Genomic DNA, 19,599 nt, shown 5'->3' with positions numbered 1-19,599 from the left:
TGTTTTCGGTAATTACCAGTTAGCCACTGTTGCATTGAAAATCTGGTCGGTGATGTCCTTTATCATTTGTCGCACCAGTTCCTCTTGCACGGAATTCAGGTTTCGGGTTGTTTCATAGCTCGATGTTGCCGTGAACTGGCGCTCGAAATCCTCGTGATGGTTCTTGTTATTAGTGAATCTCACGTTAACCGTGATGGACAGCTCTGTCTGGGCTGAATAGCCTTCGCTCGACACGCTTTTGTTTCGTTGCTGATATTGTGTTATTTCGCCCTCGATTTTCAGGTCGCCATTACGTTTCACCTGTTGAAGGCGTGTATTTCGGGCAAAGATGTCTTTGAGTTCATTATTGAACATTGGTCCCATTGGTCCCCAGACATACGTTGCCCGAATCGGGAAGTCGGCAATCTGAATGGTCTTAACCTTAGTGTAATCTATACTAGCGCCATTGAAAGTGTAGCTCACCGAGCATGCTACGAGTAGCAACATCGCGGCGCCAAGAAGCGTCAACTTATTTATTGGTTTCCAGCCCATATTGTTTGATTCTTCTATATAATGTTCGATCGCTGATACCTAGTTCGTGTGCAGCTTTTTTCCGATTTCCATTATTACGTTCGAGTGCTTTTTCAACCAGTTGCTTACCGATATCGTTCAGGTTCAAGCTTTCCGGTTCTGACACTTCTTCGGCATCCTCGAAGGCCTGTATCATTGTTGGTGAGGTTGTGATGACCTGGTTGTTTCCTTCCGATGATATAGGAACGCCAGACGATTGCCCGATATGACTATTTTCTTCCAACTTCTTGTGAATGTTGTTTATATCGCGCCGCAGCGTACTGACATTTTCTCTCAGTTCGTAAAGTATTTTATACAATATGTCTCGTTCTTTCTCATAGCTGTGTTTGCTTCCGTTTTGAATAATTGCCAGTTGCATACTTTCCTGGTCTTGCGGTATGAAATGCGTTAGATTTTCGGCCGTGATTTCACGCTCTCTGCTCAGAATTGACATTTGTTCTGTTATGTTCTTGAGTTGTCGAACATTTCCAGGCCATTTATAGTTTATCAGAATTCTCTTTGCTTCTTCGTTGAGTGTGATTTTCGGTAACTGATATTTTTCGGCCATTTGCAGTGCAAAAAGTCTGAAGAGAAGTATAATATCCTCTCCTCGGTCGCGCAGTGGCGGTATCTGAATTGGTATAGTGTTGAGCCTATAATAAAGGTCTTCACGGAATTTGCCTTCCGAAATGGCTTTTTGCATATTAACATTTGTAGCTGCAACAATTCTCACGTTTGTTTTTCTGATTTCCTGTCCGCCCACCTTTATATATTCTCCTGTTTCGAGCACTCGCAACAGTCTGGCCTGCGTTGCCATGGGCAGTTCGCCAACTTCGTCCAGGAAGATTGTTCCTTTATCGGCTGTTCCGAAATAGCCTTCGCTCTGTCCTATGGCTCCGGTGAATGAGCCTTTTTCATGACCAAACAATTCACTATCGATGGTGCCTTCGGGAATCGAACCGCAGTTGATTGCGAAGTATTTTTCTCTTCTTCTTGGCGAATTATCGTGAATGATTCTCGGGATAATCTCCTTTCCCACTCCACTTTCACCTATCACGAGTACCGACAAGTCGGTCGGTGCAACCTGCAGAGCAATATCGAGTGCTCTGTTGAGTTCGCTCGAATTTCCTACGATATTGTATCGCTGCTTAACGCGTTGTAGTTCTGTATTATTCATTATGCTGACAAAATTACGTCTTTAGGGCTTAACGTCTGCAATTTTGTCGTGCTTTAACAGCCGGCACCCTTTTCATCGGCTAGTGAAACCGTGCCGACAAGTTTTTTACCCTATAATACTGATATTATAATGTAAAAATTATAATATTACTTCATCATAGAAATATTTTGGTGCAATAATAATTTTGATGCAGCAGCGTAGTGCTACGATGATGTAATAAATAATTTGATGCAGCAGCATAGCAGTATTTTGGTGTAATAATAATTTCGATGCAGCAGCGTAGTACTACGATGATGTAATAAATAATTCGATGCAGCATCATAGCAGTATTTTGGTGTGATAATAATTTTTATGCAGCATCGTAGTGCTACGATGATGTAAAAAATAATTTTATGCAGCATCGTAGCAATATTTTGGTGTAATAATAATTTTTATGCAGCATCGTAGCAGTATTTTGGTGTGATAATAATTTTTAAGCATCATCGTAGTGCTATGTTGAAGTATATATAAAATTTACACATCAACATATTTATATTTTGAGGCAATAATAAAATTGACACACTATCGTAGGAATATTATAAATGAAAAATATTATATTTGCATCATAATATATGTATGATGATGTAACAACAATTTCGGCTACATCTGCATGCTATGATTTTGGCTCGTAAACAATAAGGAGACTTGAATATTATGGAATTGAAGAGGTTTGAAAGAAGTCGGCTCCACCATATGGAGCATTTTCAGTTTGCCTCGCATGTTTTGCGACTGTGCGAAGAGGCCAATTTGCCTAAACTGAATGATGCGCTTCCGCCGCTGGTGCGTGCTATTAATAATGAGGACAGGGCGCTAAACAGGCCGCGGCGTCTTCCGGGTACGGAGGAGTTGAGGCTGCTCGACAAGGAGCGTGATAACGCCTATCAGGCTTTGAGGTTGTTGATGATGGCTCAGATACGGTCGGACGACGATGCGGTGGTAAAAGCGGCTAAGGTTCTGGAGGAGGTGATGTCGCGTTACCCGCGGACGCCGATTTCGAACTATGACATGGAAACGGGAATGATAAAAAACCTGATTACCGACCTGAAAGAGCCCGAGGTGGCTGCGCAAATTGTGGTTCTGGGTATGAAACACGTTGTGGAGCGTTTAGAACGGGTTAATAAAAAGTTCGATGTTGAGTTTCATCATCGTGTGCAAATTGCGCTTCCAAGCGGAACGTACAATGTAAAGGCGCTTCGTGCGGCGGTTAACGTGGAGCTTGATTTCGTGTTGAAGCGTATCGAGGCGTTAGATAATCTGGAGCCGTCGGCAGAGGTAGAAAAGCTCATTAAGAATTATAATAATTTGGTGGATAACAGGCGGATGTTGCTCGCTCATCGTAAGGCTACAAATCGTTCGGCTCGCGAACGTGATATGGAGCGCAGCGTGCAGGCGGTTACGCCCTTGATTCCTGTTTTGGAGCATAAGTTGAATCTTACTGCGGGTTCGATTTCCTTCGCTCGGAAGACGCTTATTTTCAATCGACTTAAATATTATCTTCTGAATGTTGCCGATTCGGAGCCTATTTGGGTTTGTATAAAGAAGGGCAAGCCGGTTATTACGGTTGACCCGACATTGCGGAGGGTTAAACGCAAGAAAAAGGTTGCCGTTGAAGAGGATGGCTAAAAAAAAATGCGCCGTGCAGAACACGACGCATTGAGTATTTAGCCTACCTGACTTCCGGGGTCTGACGGCTTAAGAACCGTAGTTACGCTTAGCGAACCGTCGGCGTTCTCGGCCGAAAGAATCATTCCCTGACTTTCGATGCCCATCATTTTACGTGGTGCAAAGTTGGCTACGAAGAGTACGCTCTTGCCGGTGAGTTCTTCGGGTTCGTAGAACTTGGCTATACCGGAGAGAATTGTACGGTCGGTTCCGGAGCCGTCGTCGATAGTGAATTTGAGCAGTTTGTTGCTCTTCGGAACGCGTTCGCACGCTTTGATGTGCCCCACGCGAATATCCATCTGCTCCCAGGTTTCGAATGGCACGTTGGGTTTAACAGGCGTGCTGTCGGTTTGTGCCGATTCGTTGGCAGCCTTCGTGTCGGCTAGCTTTTTGAGCTGGGCATCGATTACGTCGTCGTCAATCTTTTCAAAAAGCAGATGCGGTTCTTTAAGCTGGTGCCCGGCTTTGAGTAGTTCGGTAGAACCGAGTTCGCTCCAATCATATTCCGTCATGTTAATCATTCCTCGCAAATCGCGACTGCTGAAAGGCAGGAAGGGCTCGAAGGCTATGCTAAGATTGGCCACCAGCTGGAGCGATATGTTCAGAATGGTTTCAACACGCTGCGGATTGGTTTTCCACACTTTCCAGGGTTCGCATTCGGTTATGTATTTATTGCCGATTCGAGCCAGATTCATTGCTTCTTTAAGTGCCTCGCGGAATTTGAATGCTTCGAGACATGTTTCGAGTTTCTCTTTAACGTCTTTGAATTCGCGAATTGTTTCGCTGTCGATGTCGTGCAGTTCGCCGCAGGCTGGCACGGCGCCATTCCAATATTTCCAGGTGAGTTGCAGGGCGCGGTTCACGAAGTTTCCGTAAATAGCCACAAGTTCGGAGTTGTTGCGCTCCTGAAAATCTTTCCATGTGAAGTTGTTGTCCTTAGTTTCGGGTGCGTTGGCCGTGAGAACATAGCGCATAACGTCTTGCTTATCGGGCAATTCACGCAGATATTCGTGCAGCCACACAGCCCAGTTCCGACTGGTTGAAATCTTATCGTTTTCGAGGTTCAGGAATTCGTTGGATGGTACATTGTCGGGCATCGCATATTCGCCGTGAGCTTTGAGCATTGTTGGGAAAATAAGGCAGTGGAATACGATGTTGTCCTTGCCGATGAAGTGAATGATTCGGCTGTCGGAATCTTTCCACCACCGCTCCCAGGGGCCGAACTTGTCGGGCTGAGCGTCGCAAAGTTCTTTCGTGTTGGAGATGTAACCAATCGGCGCGTCGAACCACACGTATAGCACTTTTCCTTCTGCTCCTTCGACGGGTACTGGTATTCCCCAATCAAGGTCGCGCGTCATGGCTCGCGGCTGCAGGTCAAGGTCGAGCCAGCTTTTACACTGTCCGTAAACGTTCGGTCGCCATTCCTTGTGCTCGTCAAGAATCCATTGTTTGAGCCAAGTTTGATATTCATTCAGCGGCAAATACCAGTTCTTGGTTTTCCTGATAACCGGTTTTGCGCCCGATATGGTGCTGTGCGGATTGATGAGTTCCATTGGCGAGAGGGCTGTTCCGCAGCGTTCGCACTGGTCGCCATAGGCATCGGGATTACTGCAATGCGGACATTGCCCCATGATGTATCTGTCGGCCAGGAACTGATGGGCCTGCTCGTCGTAGTATTGCTCGCTTTCCTGTTCGATTAGCTTCCCGTCGTCGTAGAGCTTGCGGAAGAAATCAGAGGCGAAGCGATGATGGATTTCGCTGGTTGTTCTGCTGTAAATGTCGAACGATATCCCGAACTCCTCCATAGAGTCTTTGATGAGCTTATGATATCTGTCGCAAACATCCTGCGGCGTGATGCCTTCTTTCTTTGCACGGATGGTTATAGGCACACCATGCTCGTCGCTGCCGCCAATGAAAATTACTTCGCGCTTTTTGAGTCTCAGATAGCGCACGTAGATGTCGGCCGGCACATAAACGCCCGCCAAATGTCCTATGTGAATACCACCGTTGGCATATGGCAAAGCCGCCGTGACGGTGGTTCGTTTAAAATTCTTTTCGTTCATTCTTTATTTTGTGTTTTGATTCTGTTTATTCAATTCTCACGCTCCGACCTGCTCGATGACATGCAATGCGTCGGGCACCTTTCACATAAATATCTTCGTTGCCCGCCATGTCGAGATTGAACTGTAGGGCAATAATCTGGTCGAGCAGATTCTGGTAAGCCTGGTCGTTGAAGACTGTTATGATTATAGCTCCGTCTTTGAATGCAACATAGCTGGAAACGCCTTTCTTCATGGGCTTCGGATAATCGGAATATTGCGTTGCTGTGAGAAGTTTTGCCAGCCGACAGTTCTTGTAGTACATCTTCGGAAACTTGTCGAGCCTGTAGACCTCGTAGTTCGTTTTGAGCAGATAGTCGTGCTGTCGCATAATGTTTGCCGTGCGCTCCGGATTCTCGAATATTTCTATAGCTTCGGCCACGCTTATAACGTTCGGTTGGGCTATAGCTGCCGCTGCTTGTATGAGGTTTTCCCGGGGTTGTTCGGGTTCTGCAACTGCAGGAACTTCCGCCGTTTTCACAACCTTGCGCGACGTTCCGCAACTGCTCATAATAGCAACCAGAGCAATGGCTATCAATGTTTTCTTCATGTTTTTAATTGTTCTGTATGTTAAAATCATCGCGTGCAAAGGTAGCATAAAAGATGTACGGATTTTCAGTCCGTGTAGCCGCTTTACCCAAAAAGGATGTGGCTGTTTAAGGCGTCTGCAAGTTAAACATTACCTTTGCATCGTTAATTTTTAATACTTATGGATTGGTTAATTAAATTATTTACTACCCAAGATAGTGTAGCCCACATCGTGCTGCTCTATTCTATGGTCATAGCCTTAGGAGTATACCTTGGAAAAATCAAAATTGGCGGTATCTCGCTTGGTGTGACTTTCGTTCTTTTTGTCGGCATCATTGCCGGCCATATCGGTTTCACCGGCCCATTGCCAGTGCTGAATATTCTTCAGGATTTCGGACTAATTCTGTTCGTGTTCATGATTGGTTTGCAGGTGGGTCCAGGCTTCTTTGAAAGCTTCGGAAAAGGAGGAATAAAACTCAACATGCTTTCCTGCCTGGCAGTGCTGCTGAACATTCTGGTGATGTTTGGATGCTACTACATTTTCTTCGACACCAGCAAGTCTTCAAACTTGCCGATGATGATTGGAACGCTCTATGGCGCGGTGACAAACACTCCTGGATTGGGAGCCGCCAACGAAGCTCTGTTGAGCGTTTTCCCTAATGGCACCAACTTCGATATCGCATCGGGATATGCATGTGCCTATCCGCTCGGAGTTGTCGGAATCATCGGCGCTACACTCGCACTTAAATACATGTACAAGATTAACATGGAGCGCGAGAACGAAGAAGTACTTGAGCTGGAAAACGAGAACCCCGACGCCAAACCACATTCCATGCATCTAAAAGTATCTAACTCGTATATAGCCGGGCGCACGCTGATGGAAATATCGGAGTTTCTGAAACGTAACCTTGTTTGTACACGTATCATGCACAATGGCGAATTAAGCGTCCCGAGTAGAAATACAGTGTTCGAACTGGAAGACGAGGTTCTAGTGGTTTGCGCCGAAGCCGACGTTGAAGCTATTCAGGCTTTCATCGGCCCCCAGATAGATGCGCATTGGAACGAGGAAGACCAACCGCAACCAATCGTTAGCCGACGAATCATAATAACCAATAGCTCGATGAACGGTAAAACTATCGGCAAGATGAACCTCGGAGCTGTCTACGGAGTGAACGTAACAGGAATAATCCGCCAGGGAATGGAACTCTTCGTGAGTCCAAACTTCCACTTCCAGGTGGGCGACCGTGTGATGGTTGTAGGCCCGAAAGACAATGTGAAGCGAGTTGCCGAAATGATGGGAAACTCTGAAAGACGCCTCAATGCTCCAAACATAGCAACCATATTCGTGGGAATCATCGTGGGAATCATCTTCGGAACTCTCCCAATAGCCATTCCAGGAATGCCTGTTCCGTTAAAACTCGGTTTGGCAGGAGGACCACTTATTATAGCCATCCTTATCGGCCGTTTCGGTTACAGAATGCACCTCGTTACCTACACCACCGCATCGGCAAACATGATGCTTCGTGAGTTCGGTCTTGCACTATTCCTGGCGTCGGTAGGAATCAAAGCCGGAAACGGATTCTGGGAAACAGTCGTGCAGGGCGACGGATTGAAATATGTCTACACAGGTTTTATCATAACCGTGATTCCCATCCTCATCATAGGTACAATAGCCCGTGTGAAATTCAAGTTCAACTATTTCACAATTATGGGTATGATTGCCGGAACATATACCGACCCACCAGCACTGGCTTATGCCAATTCTGTTTGTGCAGGCGAGGCCCCGGCGCTAGGCTATTCAACGGTTTATCCGCTCACAATGTTCCTTAGAATATTCACAGCACAAATGATTGTACTATTCTTCTGCGGAACCTAAAGGTCAGCTATAACAATATATAAAAGGTCGGATGCTCTATTTATGAACTCCGACCTTTTTTGTTTTGCGTTTACGACGTTGGCACAAGAGCTATGCAGTTTTGTTTTGTATTTGCGGCACCAGCGCAAACGTGATGCTTTTAAATAGTGATGATAAACTATTTATTCTGAGTAACATAATCGGGTAAGGAGGCAAACCTAAAATCATATTTATCCCCCTACCCTATTTTATTTCTTTTAGAGATCATATGTGAAAGTAAATTCTTTCTCTGCATCCAACGTGTTACCCACGAAGCATCCTTTTCTAGAGAAATTCTCCAAGCGTTTACGGAGCTTCTCATCAAACGATGCTTTTAGATGGAAGTTGATGCTGAACTTGGTTACACGATGTTCTTGCATGTCTTCCTCACATTCTCCAACCTCAGCATAGCAATCCGAGAAATCGCTTCCGGCACGCTCGGCTTGTAATCCCATAACGGTTAGAGCGCAAGCAGCCAACGAAGATGCTAGCAGTTCAACCGGTGTTTGATATTCACCCAGTCCGCCAACTGATTTCACAGCGTCGGTTTGAACGTTGATTCCCGATGTATTGTGGACAGCATCTACATGTCCATGGGATTTGTACTTTGCAATTGTGATTGTCATAATCTTTATCCTCTTATCCTGTTTATTAATTTCCGAGCATGTTCTTTCGATAGTTTTTTGATTTGCAGCAGCTGTTCCGGGTCGTTTCTCAAAGCATACGATACGGCTGGAGTGCAGATATGGTCCTGCAAGTTAAACCGGCACAAAGCTGCAATCTCCTTTATTTGTTGCATAACTATTTCGTCTATAGGATAATCCTCGGATGCTCCAAAAGTGAAAGAAGGAATCAGAATCTTTCCTTTCAAAGCATCACCTTTTGAACCATGCGAAAAACCATGCACAAACACCAATTCAATCCAGCGATGCATTATAGAGGGCATGCTATACCAAAACACGGGGAATTGCAGAACTACAATATCAGCCTTCACCAGTTTCTCTTGTTCAGCCTTTACATCAATCTCGAAATTCGGATAAAGCTCGCTCAATATTGAGAACTCGGCGTTTGGGAAAGCATTCTTCAGCTCATCGATTATCAATCTGTTTGCCACGGAATCGTTCAAGTCTGTATGGCCAGAAACTATTAGAATATTATCCATCATTAAATCCTTTTACTTTAAAACTAAAAACCGTCGAACTCTTTGAAGAGTCCGACGGTCAAAATCTCTACTTTTTCTGTTCTTGTAGCTTACTTAACAGTCTTAGCGCTGTCAGCCATGTTAGCGGTAGAATCGTTCATTGTGCTGTCGTTAACAGTAGAATCGTTCATTGCGCTGTCGTTAGCGGTGCTGTCTGCATTAGGAGCAGGTTTTGTTTTGTCACCACAAGATGCGAAAGAGATAGCTGCAATAGCTACGAACATTAAAACTAATTTTTTCATTTTTCTTTGCTTTTAAATTCTGTAAGACAATTATTGGTTTATTAAAACAATGCAAAGGTATGTATTTTTCCAATACACCATGCAAGTTCCTGAAAAATTTTTCGGGATTTATTGTAACCTTTCCGTAAACCACTGAAATCAAGAAGTTCTATACGCCTTGTTTTTGAGACGACGGAGTGAACAATAGTTCCTCGGAGTCGGATTTTTTATCGATTACGATAGTTGAACCCTTGGAAATAGACTCGGAAAGAATGAGTTCGCCCAATCCATCTTCGATGTAGTTTTGTATGGCACGTTTCAGCGGACGGGCGCCAAATTGTACATCATAGCCTTTGGTAGCGACAAATTCTTTTGCTGCATCAGTAATCTGGAGCTCGTAGCCGATGTTCTTCACACGACTGAGCAATCCTAACAGTTCGATGTCGATGATGCGCTTGATGGCATTGAGGTCAAGCTGGTCGAAAGTAATTATTTCGTCCAAACGGTTCAGGAATTCAGGGGCGAACTGCTTGCTGAGGCTCTTTTGGATTATGGCGCGAGCACGTTCCTTGTCGTGTTCGCTCTTTGAGAGGCCGTTAAGATTAACTGCGTTGAAACCTACTCCTTGCCCGAACTCTTTGAGCTGACGAGTGCCGGCATTGGAAGTCATTATGATAACGGTGTTGCGGAAATCTATTATCCTGCCGTTGCCATCGGTTAGTCGACCTTCGTCGAGCACTTGCAGAAGCATATTGAATACATTGCCGTGGGCTTTCTCTATTTCGTCGAGCAGGATGATTGAGTAGGGATGACGACGTACGCGTTCCGTGAGCTGTCCGCCCTCTTCGTAGCCTACATATCCCGGGGGAGCGCCTATAAGTCGAGAGGTGTTGAAGCTTTCGGAGTATTCGCTCATGTCTATTCGGATCAGCGCATCTTTAGAGCCGAACATTTTTTCGGCTAGTCGTTTTGCAAGATATGTTTTACCCACGCCCGTCGGGCCAAGGAACATGAAGGTTCCTATGGGATGATTCGGGTCTTTCAATCCCAAACGATTACGGCGAATTGCTTTCACCATTTTGTCTATGGCCGGGTCTTGTGCTATGACGACTTGTTTCAGTTCGGCATCCATATTTTTCAGTCTGATTCCTTCGGCCTGTTTCATACGTTGCACTGGCACTCCGGTCATCATTGAAACGACGTCGGCTACATCGTCTTCGGTTATTCTAACCTTTTCGTTGCTTTCATTTTTCTGCCATTTTTCTTGTGCTTCGGCGAGTTGTTTTTCCAATTCGGCTTGTTTATCGCGATAGCTGGCAGCGAGTTCGAAATCTTGTGCTTTAACTGATTTCTGTTTCTTTTCCTGAATAATATCCAGTTGTTTTTGGATGTCGACAATTTCTTTTGGAACCTCGGCGTGCTGGAGATGTATTCGCGACCCCACTTCGTCCATTGCATCTATGGCTTTGTCGGGGAAGAAACGGTCGGTTACATATCTATCTGTCAGTCTGACGCAGGCTTTGAGTGATTCGTTTGAATAGTCGACGTGGTGATGTTCCTCGTAGCGTTCCTTTATGTTTTGGAGAATTTGGATTGTTTCGTCGACCGTTGTGGGTTCGACCATTACCTTTTGGAATCGACGTTCCAACGCTCCGTCTTTCTCGATTGAGTTACGATATTCATCGAGTGTCGTTGCTCCGATGCACTGAATTGTACCGCGTGCCAGAGCCGGTTTGAGTATATTGGCTGCATCCATCGAGCCTGGCGTTGAGCCGGCTCCGACGAGGGTATGTATCTCGTCTATGAATATAATGAGGTCGGAATTCTGCTCGATTTCTTTAATCAATGCTCGGATACGTTCTTCGAACTGTCCGCGATATTTCGTGCCGGCCACAATGGCAGTCATATCGAGTGTCACCACTCGTTTGTTGAACAACACGGGCGATGTTATTCGCTTAACTATCATTTGTGCCAGTCCTTCAACGATTGCACTTTTTCCAACTCCGGGCTCGCCTATAAGGATGGGATTATTTTTCTTCCGCCGACCCAGGATTTCGCTCACACGCAGGATTTCTTTTTCGCGTCCGACCACCGGGTCGAGCTTGCCTTCTATGGCAGCAGCTGTGAGGTCGGTTCCGAAATTGTCGAGTACGGGAGTTTTAGATTTCGTTTGTTGTTTCTGACTTGTTCGCGCGGCGGAGTCTTTGTTTTGCTGACTGAAAACGGGTTCATCTTCTTCCTCATCGGCCATATCGATTCCATCGCGTGTTTGATTAGCCTTTTGTTGTAAATAAAGCAGGGCCGTTTCATAGTTCAGCGAATTTCTCTCGAGTAGATTCTTGGCTCCATTTCCGGCATTATCGTGTAGCAGGGCGAGCAGCAAATGATGCAGGTCGACAGTTTCGGTTCGTTGTCGTCGTGCCTCGAGTACTGCCAATCTGAGAATATTATTGGCCTGTTCGTTCAGCAGCATGTCAGCTGGCGGTATGTCGGCCTTGTTGTCACTCTTTCGAATGAGTTCCTCGAGTTCGTTTTTCAAACTCTCTATATTCACATTCAAGCTTGCTATCATTGTCGGCACGAGTCCGTTTTTCTCTCTAAGTATGGCCAGAAGAATATGTTCCGGTCCTATCGATTCGCTTGCAAGTCGTTCGGCTTCTTCTTTGCTGAACGACAGAATCTCCGAAACCTTTTGTGAAAACTGGTTCATAATGTTGTTTACCTTTCTATGTTATACGGGGTTCTAAATAATCTCTTTCTCAATTGCAAAGGCTGTGCCAAGCGTCGCAAGGCCCCAAAACTGTTTGGTTTCTTGTCTGCAACACTGTTGCAAGGCTCAAACTGTTTGGTTTCTTGTCTGCAACACTGTTGCAAAGCCCGAACCGTTTGGTTTCTCGTCTGCAACGTTGTTGCAAAGCCCGAACCGTTTGGTTTCTCGTCTGCAACGTTGTTGCAAGGCTCAAACCGTTTGGTTTCTCGTTTGCAACGTTGTTGCAAGGCTCAAACCGTTTGGTTTCTCGTTTGCAACACTGTTGCAAGGCCCAAACCGTTTGGTTTCTTGTCTGCAACACTGTTGCAAGGCCCGAACTGTTTGGTTTCTCGTTTGCAACGTTGTTGCAAGGCCCGAACCGTTTGGTTTCTCGTTTGCAACATTGTTGCAAGGCTAAAACCGTTTGGTTTCTCATCTGCGGAACTTCCGCGAGGCCCAAACCATTTGGTTTCTCATCTGCGGAACTTCCGCGAGGCCCAAACCATTTAGTTTCTCGTTTGCGGGACTTCCGCGAGGCTCAAACCATTTAGTTTCTCATTTGCGGAACTTCCGCGAGGCTCAAACTATTTGATTTCTCATCTGCGGAAGTTCCGCGGAGCTCAAACCATTTAGTTTCTCATCTGCGGAACTTCCGCGGGGCCCAAACCATTTGGTTTCTCATCTGCGGAAGTTCCGCGGAGCTCAAACTATTTGGTTTCTTATTTGCGGGACTTCCGCGAGGCCAAAACCATTTGGTTTCCTGTCTGCGGAACTCCCGCAAACGATAAACCGGTTGTTTTACTCCTTCGCTCATGGCGCAACGATTTTACGATATAATCATCCAACCTCTTCAGGATGAAAAGAGCGAATACATCGTGGTTCGACATATCCGCTCTCTTTGTTTGTTACACCTTTTCTATATATATAGGCCTACAAATTCAGCTCGGCGAGTTTGCCACGCAACTTTTTGCAGGTTGATGAACTAGCCGGAACGAGAGGCAGTCGGAGTATGTTTTCAATCATGCCCATTTCGCTGAGAAGGGCTTTGCAGCCTGCCGGATTACCGTCGACGAAGAGCAATTTGTAAAGCTCGGCCAAACTATTGTGAATCTTTCGGGCTCCGAGCATATCGCCATCGAGCGCACAGTGAACCATCTTGGAAAATTCTTTCGGAAGAGCGTTGCCGATTACTGATATCACGCCTACTGCACCGCTTGCAATGAGGGGGAAGGTGAGAGCGTCGTCGCCACTGATGACCTCAAATCGTTCGGGTTTATTTTTGATTATCTCATTAGCCTGGTCGGCATTTCCCGAGGCTTCTTTTATTGCCACGACGTTAGAACAATCGGCAGCTATACGCAGGGTTGTTTCGGCAGTCATATTCACTCCGGTTCGGCCCGGCACGTTGTAGAGAACTATTGGCAGCCGGCTATCTTGCGATATTGCTTTGAAGTGCTGGTAAATTCCTTCCTGACTGGGTTTGTTGTAGTACGGGCAGATGCTTAGCATACCGTCTATTCCGCTCCAGTCGGTACTGTTCATCTCTCGAATCACAGCAGCCGTGTTGTTTCCGCCACAATATTTCAGAATCGGAACCCTGCCGGAAACGATTGCCTTAACGGTATCGGTTATTTTATTCTTCTCGTCGGCAGAGAGGCAGGGAGTTTCGCTTGTCGTGGCGAGTATGCAAAAGAAATCGGCCCCATTTGTCAGCTGGTATTCAATCAATCGTTCTAGGGCTTTGAAGTCAACGGCTCCATCTTTTTTGAATGGTGTGATGAGCGCAATTCCTAAACCATGAAATACGTTCCGCATAATATTATTGCTTTTAATCAGTTGCTTGCAAAAGTAAGTTCAATATTTTATATCCCAAAGAAACAGGGCGTTGGCGGGCATGCTTTCTCCGGCATCACAGCGCGAACCCGAATCGAGTATTTGTTTAAATTCAGCGAGAGTTGTTCTACCGCGGCCTACTTCAATAAGAGTTCCCACAACAGCGCGCACCATATTTCGGAGGAAACGGTCGGCGGTTATTCTGAAGAACCAACGCGAAGCAAGGGTGCACTCATCGGCGGGGAGCTGATGCCATGCGGCTTCGATTACGTTGCAAATAGTTGTTTTCGAATCGGCTCCCGTTTTGCAAAAGCATTTGAAATCTTTCTGCCCGAGAAGAAGTTTTGCAGCATCATTCATCTTCTCAAAATCGAGTTTGTAGCGCAGTTCGCATGAGTAATGACGCTGAAATGCGTCTTTCTCGGTGTGCAGATAGTAGTGATAGGTTCGCGACTTAGCCGAGAATCGGGCGTGAAAATCGTTATCAACCTGCTCAACGGCCGATACGGAAATATCATTCGGGAGAAAACGGTTCAGCTTGTAAACCAAATCATGCTCGTCGATTGAGTTCCCCAAATCGAAATGCGCAACCATCATTCGGGCATGCACTCCGGCATCTGTTCGCCCAGCTCCGGTTATCGAAGTATTAGTTCGCATAATTGTGGTGAGCGCGTTTTCCAAAACCTCTTGCACGGATATTCCGTTTGGCTGAATTTGCCAGCCGTGATAGCGAGTTCCATCGTAGGAAAGCTTGATAATGTATCGTTGCATAATGCAGCAAAATTACTATAATACGCTCGGCCTCAACAGAACCTCGCAGATAGAAATGATGTATTGTTTCGATGTTTCATGCCCGAAGTGATTAACTTTGTCCGGCAGAAATCAAATAATAACCAATAGTTTATGGATAACATCAAGACTCTTTTTCTAGCCGTTCTGGCATTAGTTTCGTTTGCTTCATGCATCAAAGACGAAGCGCCGAATCAGGAAGCCGATATCCTTTCGTGCAAGGTTGGCGATGGCCTGCTCATCCGCGAACCAATAATCACGAACGATGAAGTTCGACTATATGTCAACGGTTGGATCGACCTCACGAATTTGGCACCCATATTCACACTCACCGAGGGCGCAACAATAGAACCGGCAAGCGGAACTGCACGTAATTTCACCACACCGCAAAACTACACGGTAACGTCGCAAGACGGACGGTGGAAGAAAACCTACAAGGTGTCGTTCCTCTCGGACGACCTCGCAACCGAATATCATTTCGAGAATATGAAATGGTACGAATATGCCGACGACGAAAGCCAACCGGCAAAGAAATATTTCCACATATTCTTCGACAAAACATCCGACAACAGCGAAATGGAATGGGGAAGCGGCAATGCAGGATTCATGATAACAAACAACAACGCACAGGCCGAAGACTATCCCACCAGTCAAGCCAACGACGGATATATCGGCAAATGCGCCAAACTCACAACCGTGAGCGCGGGCGAGCTGGGTAAAATGTTTGGCGCACCAATCGCAGCCGGCAACCTCTTCACGGGAACATTCCAAATCAACCCAACCGATATGCTCAAGTCAACCCGGTTCGGATTACCATTCAGCAAGAAACCGCTCGAGCTCACAGGCTACTACAAATACAAAGCCGGCACAACATTCACAAACAAAGAAGGCAACGAGGTCAAGGGACAGAAGGACGACTTCTCTATCTATGCCGTCTTCTATGAAGTGACACCCGAAGTACCCACACTCGACGGAACCAATTCGCAAACCAGTCCGAACATCGTTCTCGCTGCAGAGCTCGACGAACGACACGAAACCGACCGCTGGACACGATTCTCCATACCCTTCAAACCTGTGGCTAACCGAACCATCGACGCCGAGAAACTCAAAGCGGGGAAATATAATCTAGCCATCATCATGTCGTCGAGCAAAGACGGCGGACTGTTCAACGGCGCCGTAGGAAGCACGCTCTATGTCGACGAATTGCAATTATTCTATGAGAAATAAAATCATCACCCTCCTGCTCGTCATCAGCGCAGTTGCCCACGCGCAAACCGACCGTACCGAAGCCCTCATCCTGTCAGAAAACAACGGCTGGGAATACGAAGTGAAAGCCGGCATAAATATCGGTGGAGCATCGCCCATTCCGCTGCCTGTGGAGATTCGCAAGGTTGAAAGCTATAGTCCGAAATTCAACGGAACCATCGAAGGCGTAGTTACTAAATGGCTAGGCGCCGAAAAGAAATGGGGAATCTCGGCCGGACTAAAGTTCGAAGAAAAAGGAATGATAACCGGCGCACAGGTGAAAGCCTACGGTATGGAAATAATCAGCGAAGGCAGTCGAGTGTCGGGCCTCTGGACAGGCCACGTAAAAACAAACTACAACAGCACGATGCTCACCATCCCCGTCATGGCAAACTACAAACTTGGCAGACTCTGGAAAGTACGTGCCGGTCTATTTGCCTCCCTCAAACTCGACGGCGACTTCACTGGCAGCGTGAGCGACGGTTATCTACGCGAAAAAACACCAGTCGGACAAAAAATCGCTTTCACCAACGGCAATTCAGCCACCTACGACTTCGGCTCTCATCTTTGCCACATGCAATGGGGAGCCCAGATGGGCGGAACCTGGCGCGCCTTCAATCATTTCACCGTGAACGCCGACCTCACATGGGGATTCAACGACATATTCGAAAGCAATTTCAAGACAATCTCTTTCAAACTAATTCCCATCTATCTGAACCTCGGATTCGGGTACAGATTCTAAAAGCAAAAACATTATATGAACGAAAAAATCAGAATAAAAGACATCGCCGAACGAGCCGGCGTGAGCGTAGGAACCGTAGACCGCGTGTTGCACAACCGCTCCAAAGTTTCGAAAGAAGCGCTCGCAAAAGTTCAGAAAGCCCTCAGCGAAATGAACTATCAGCCCAACGTATATGCAAGCGCGTTGGCTTATAATCGTAGTTACACATTCCACTGCATCATTCCCAAACACAGCCGGGAAGAATATTGGGAGGAAATAGAACTCGGAATAAAGAAAGCAACCGAACAGCAGAGAGACTTCCGAGTAGAAGCCCAACTGATGTACTACAATCGACTGGACCCTGACTCGTTCGTCAAAATCCATAAAGAATGTCTCCAGCAAAAGCCCGACGGAGTGATTCTCGTGCCCCCAACCCTGGAACTCACTCAACCATTTGCCGACGAACTGCACGCAGCAAAAATTCCTTTCATCCTGCTCGACTCCAATATGCCCGAAGTGCAGCCGCTATCGTTCTACGGACTCGACTCCGTGCAAAGCGGCAAGTTCGCAGCCCGAATGTTCATGCTCCTGGCCCATGCCGAACCAGCCGTGATGCTAATGAAACAAACCATAAACGGACGAGTACTAAACCGACAGCAAGAAAACCGAGAAGTGGGCTTCAGAGCCTACATGAAAGAGCATTTCCAAAACACGGAAATAATCGACCTCAACCTCCCGCTCAGGTTAAACCAAAAACATCACGAACTGATACTCGAAAAAACATTCAACGAGCATCCCGAAATACGCCACATCATAACCCTCAACTCAAAAGCCTCAATCGTGGGCAACTATCTCCACAAAACAAGCCGGAACGACGTACAAATAATGGGCTACGACATGACCAACCGCAACGCCGAATGCCTACGCCGAGGAAACATATCCTTCATCATCACCCAGCACGCCTATCAACAAGGATTTCTAAGCATCGATACACTATTCAAAGCCATCGTGCTAAAGAAAAAAGTGCGACAGGCCAACTACATGCCCATCGACCTCATCACGAAAGAAAACATCGACTTCTATCACCGCACCCTACTCTGAACATGAATATCGTTCAACGAAACCTATTCAGCATCTTACGGGCGGGAGCTTTCAACGACCGAACTCTCCCGCCCGAACCGATGTCGGCCTACAAATGGCAAACACTATTCGAAATCGTCAGTACGCAAAACCTCATCGCCCCATTCGCCATCGGAATAAGCCAGTTCGACAACAACAAACAAACGAATCTGCCCGATAGCCTGAAAGAAATCATTAGCCAATCCCCCACCCCATCCCACCCCAAAACCGAGAAAACCATAACCCTTGCCAATCCGTTCCTCAACCGAAAGCTCCACAAAATAATCGACAACGAACGCCACAGCATCGACACCTCCGTTGAAACACTTAAAGCGCTACGCATCATCATCGACAACCTCAAAGCAATGCTCAACAGCGGAGTAAACATCGGTACCCTAATAGAACTCGGACAATATCTCCGTACCGGCGGACACAAGATAGACTTCCTCAAACTCGAACGCTGGATAGCCACCCTCCACCTCCAATCCGCAGCCCAATTTCAAGGCAACATCCTCATCGAGTTCTTCGGTTTCGAACCCGACGAACTCCCATTCGTTTCCCGAACCGACCCCAAAGTCAGCAGAATAATCATCCGCAAACTCAACCACCTCCAAAAGCTCGTCGCCTCGCACAGTCCGCTAAAAACCAACAGCCGCCTCATCCGTCGCAACTTCAAGCACGCCCCCACCTACCTACGTTATGCCCCACTAGAAACAACCAGCAACCTCCTCTACAACATCTTCCACTTCATTTCCGACATCGAAGAATAATCTTCCCCAATTCGAATCCACATAAATATCACACAAGTTTATCCCAAACCCACGTCTGGGCGCACTTCTGCCACGAAAAGACTAAAATCAACGAGGAAACACAAGGTTAATTTAAGTCGACGCTGAGTGCACCAACGCCCTAAGTCTTTCCCATTCGGCCGATAAGCCCGCATGTAGGGACAGACCCCGTGTCTGTCCGCCTCTCTGCCAACTCGGTCTGCCTACCGCATAACATATTGGAGCCTACCGGGGCGATGGATATTTATCCCGTCCCTGTAGGACGGTGCGGACAGACACGGGGTCTGTCCCTACATGCGGGCTGACGCCCGAGTTGGCATACGTGTCTATCATTTATTGTACATCCGTGGCTTAAGCAAATTCTTAAACCGAACTCACATAATAGGGCGCACTTCTGCCATGGAAGAAAGACAAAAAACAAACTAAAATGTATTTCTGCCATGGAAGAAAGACAAAAAACAACGATGGAGACGGCAAATATCGACAACATTCTACTCCCAACGGCTTAGGCACTAGCACCTAATCGTGCGTTTGCTCAAAAAAGGCATACCTTTGTCGCAACAATACCAGTCAAGAGTATGAAAAAGATAATATTACTCGCAATGAGCATAATTTTGCTTTCCGGATGCCGGGAAAGTCTAGAAGAACAAGCAGCCAGAAATTGTAAAGAATTCACGGAGAAAAACTGTCCTACTCCGGTGCAACTCAATATACGAATGGATAGTATGGTATACGAAAACACAACCCGCACCATTCGATATTATTACACCCTCAGCGGCCCGGCCGACAACGAAAAAGCGGCCCACAAAATGCAAAAGGAACTGCGCAGCCTTCTGCTCACGGCGGTCAAAAGCGACACGGGCACGAAGATTTATAAAGACGCCGGATTCAACTTCCGATACACCTATCGCTCCGAAAAATCACCCGCCACAATACTGTTCGACACCACTTTCGGGGAAAAAGACTATTGAACCTTAATTCATTA

Annotated in this window: 17 protein-coding genes; 7 read left to right on the top strand and 10 right to left on the bottom strand. The window is 46.5% G+C overall.

The features are described 5' to 3' along the window. Positions 1-12: 12 nt before the first annotated feature. Positions 13-531, bottom strand: a complete 519-nt coding sequence (lptE, locus tag HMPREF9140_RS02340; RefSeq protein ID WP_006951499.1) for an LPS assembly lipoprotein LptE — start codon at positions 529-531, stop codon at positions 13-15. Beyond that, positions 509-1,726 (bottom strand): sigma-54 interaction domain-containing protein, encoded by a 1,218-nt coding sequence (locus tag HMPREF9140_RS02335; protein ID WP_006951498.1) that lies wholly within the window; start codon positions 1,724-1,726, stop codon positions 509-511. Before HMPREF9140_RS02335 ends, lptE begins: the two co-directional genes overlap by 23 nt. Before the next feature lie 693 nt (positions 1,727-2,419). On the opposite strand from HMPREF9140_RS02335, the gene HMPREF9140_RS02330 reads away from it, so the two are divergent. After that, complete coding sequence (locus HMPREF9140_RS02330) at positions 2,420-3,388, top strand: DUF6261 family protein (protein ID WP_006951496.1); 969 nt, start codon at positions 2,420-2,422, stop codon at positions 3,386-3,388. A gap of 38 nt (positions 3,389-3,426) precedes the next feature. Here the strand turns inward: HMPREF9140_RS02330 and metG are convergent, their stop codons facing one another. Together metG and HMPREF9140_RS02320 are read right to left on the bottom strand one after the other, a co-directional pair. Beyond that, positions 3,427-5,490, bottom strand: coding sequence for a methionine--tRNA ligase (gene metG / locus HMPREF9140_RS02325; protein WP_006951495.1), 2,064 nt, complete (start codon positions 5,488-5,490; stop codon positions 3,427-3,429). Positions 5,491-5,515: 25 nt separating this feature from the next. After that, the gene (locus HMPREF9140_RS02320; protein ID WP_025073389.1) at positions 5,516-6,076 is read right to left on the bottom strand and encodes a hypothetical protein; all 561 of its coding nucleotides are present in this window, start codon (positions 6,074-6,076) and stop codon (positions 5,516-5,518) included. 159 nt (positions 6,077-6,235) lie between these two features. Here HMPREF9140_RS02320 and HMPREF9140_RS02315 point away from each other — a divergent pair, with 159 nt between their 5' ends. Then, positions 6,236-7,930 carry a putative transporter gene (locus tag HMPREF9140_RS02315; protein ID WP_006951493.1) on the top strand — a complete coding sequence of 565 codons (1,695 nt, stop codon included), beginning with the start codon at positions 6,236-6,238 and terminating at the stop codon, positions 7,928-7,930. A gap of 236 nt (positions 7,931-8,166) precedes the next feature. Here the strand turns inward: HMPREF9140_RS02315 and HMPREF9140_RS02310 are convergent, their stop codons facing one another. The 6 genes from HMPREF9140_RS02310 to truA all read right to left on the bottom strand — a co-directional run bounded on the left by HMPREF9140_RS02310 (position 8,167) and on the right by truA (position 14,723). Further along, positions 8,167-8,574 (bottom strand): OsmC family protein, encoded by a 408-nt coding sequence (locus HMPREF9140_RS02310; protein ID WP_006951492.1) that lies wholly within the window; start codon positions 8,572-8,574, stop codon positions 8,167-8,169. 5 nt (positions 8,575-8,579) lie between these two features. Next, complete coding sequence (locus HMPREF9140_RS02305) at positions 8,580-9,110, bottom strand: NAD(P)H-dependent oxidoreductase (RefSeq protein ID WP_006951491.1); 531 nt, start codon at positions 9,108-9,110, stop codon at positions 8,580-8,582. Positions 9,111-9,199: 89 nt separating this feature from the next. Continuing rightward, positions 9,200-9,391, bottom strand: a complete 192-nt coding sequence (locus HMPREF9140_RS02300) for a PG1828 family lipoprotein (protein ID WP_018571961.1) — start codon at positions 9,389-9,391, stop codon at positions 9,200-9,202. A gap of 148 nt (positions 9,392-9,539) precedes the next feature. After that, the gene (locus HMPREF9140_RS02295; RefSeq protein WP_026253238.1) at positions 9,540-12,083 is read right to left on the bottom strand and encodes an ATP-dependent Clp protease ATP-binding subunit; all 2,544 of its coding nucleotides are present in this window, start codon (positions 12,081-12,083) and stop codon (positions 9,540-9,542) included. Positions 12,084-13,049: 966 nt separating this feature from the next. Then, the gene (gene dapA / locus HMPREF9140_RS02285; protein WP_006951482.1) at positions 13,050-13,934 is read right to left on the bottom strand and encodes a 4-hydroxy-tetrahydrodipicolinate synthase; all 885 of its coding nucleotides are present in this window, start codon (positions 13,932-13,934) and stop codon (positions 13,050-13,052) included. Positions 13,935-13,973: 39 nt separating this feature from the next. After that, on the bottom strand, positions 13,974-14,723 hold the full coding sequence (truA, locus tag HMPREF9140_RS02280) for a tRNA pseudouridine(38-40) synthase TruA (RefSeq protein ID WP_006951481.1): 750 nt from the start codon (positions 14,721-14,723) through the stop codon (positions 13,974-13,976). A gap of 132 nt (positions 14,724-14,855) precedes the next feature. Between truA and HMPREF9140_RS02275 the strand changes: the two genes are divergently transcribed. From HMPREF9140_RS02275 to HMPREF9140_RS02255, 5 genes are all read left to right on the top strand, one after another. Then, positions 14,856-15,968 carry a PCMD domain-containing protein gene (locus HMPREF9140_RS02275; protein ID WP_006951480.1) on the top strand — a complete coding sequence of 371 codons (1,113 nt, stop codon included), beginning with the start codon at positions 14,856-14,858 and terminating at the stop codon, positions 15,966-15,968. Continuing rightward, positions 15,958-16,728 carry a porin family protein gene (locus HMPREF9140_RS02270; RefSeq protein WP_006951479.1) on the top strand — a complete coding sequence of 257 codons (771 nt, stop codon included), beginning with the start codon at positions 15,958-15,960 and terminating at the stop codon, positions 16,726-16,728. Before HMPREF9140_RS02275 ends, HMPREF9140_RS02270 begins: the two co-directional genes overlap by 11 nt. A 15-nt stretch (positions 16,729-16,743) precedes the next feature. Continuing rightward, complete coding sequence (locus HMPREF9140_RS02265; protein WP_006951477.1) at positions 16,744-17,808, top strand: LacI family DNA-binding transcriptional regulator; 1,065 nt, start codon at positions 16,744-16,746, stop codon at positions 17,806-17,808. Between the two features lie 2 nt (positions 17,809-17,810). Beyond that, on the top strand, positions 17,811-18,596 hold the full coding sequence (locus HMPREF9140_RS02260) for a hypothetical protein (protein WP_006951473.1): 786 nt from the start codon (positions 17,811-17,813) through the stop codon (positions 18,594-18,596). Positions 18,597-19,192: 596 nt separating this feature from the next. Continuing rightward, positions 19,193-19,585 carry a hypothetical protein gene (locus HMPREF9140_RS02255; protein ID WP_006951472.1) on the top strand — a complete coding sequence of 131 codons (393 nt, stop codon included), beginning with the start codon at positions 19,193-19,195 and terminating at the stop codon, positions 19,583-19,585. Positions 19,586-19,599 lie beyond the last annotated feature (14 nt).

The sequence above is a fragment of the Prevotella micans F0438 genome, assembly GCF_000243035.1.
In the GTDB taxonomy this organism is placed as follows: Bacteria; Bacteroidota; Bacteroidia; order Bacteroidales; family Bacteroidaceae; genus Prevotella; species Prevotella micans.
Note: the sequence above shows the minus strand (reverse complement) of the source record. Positions and strands in the feature narration are given on the sequence as shown.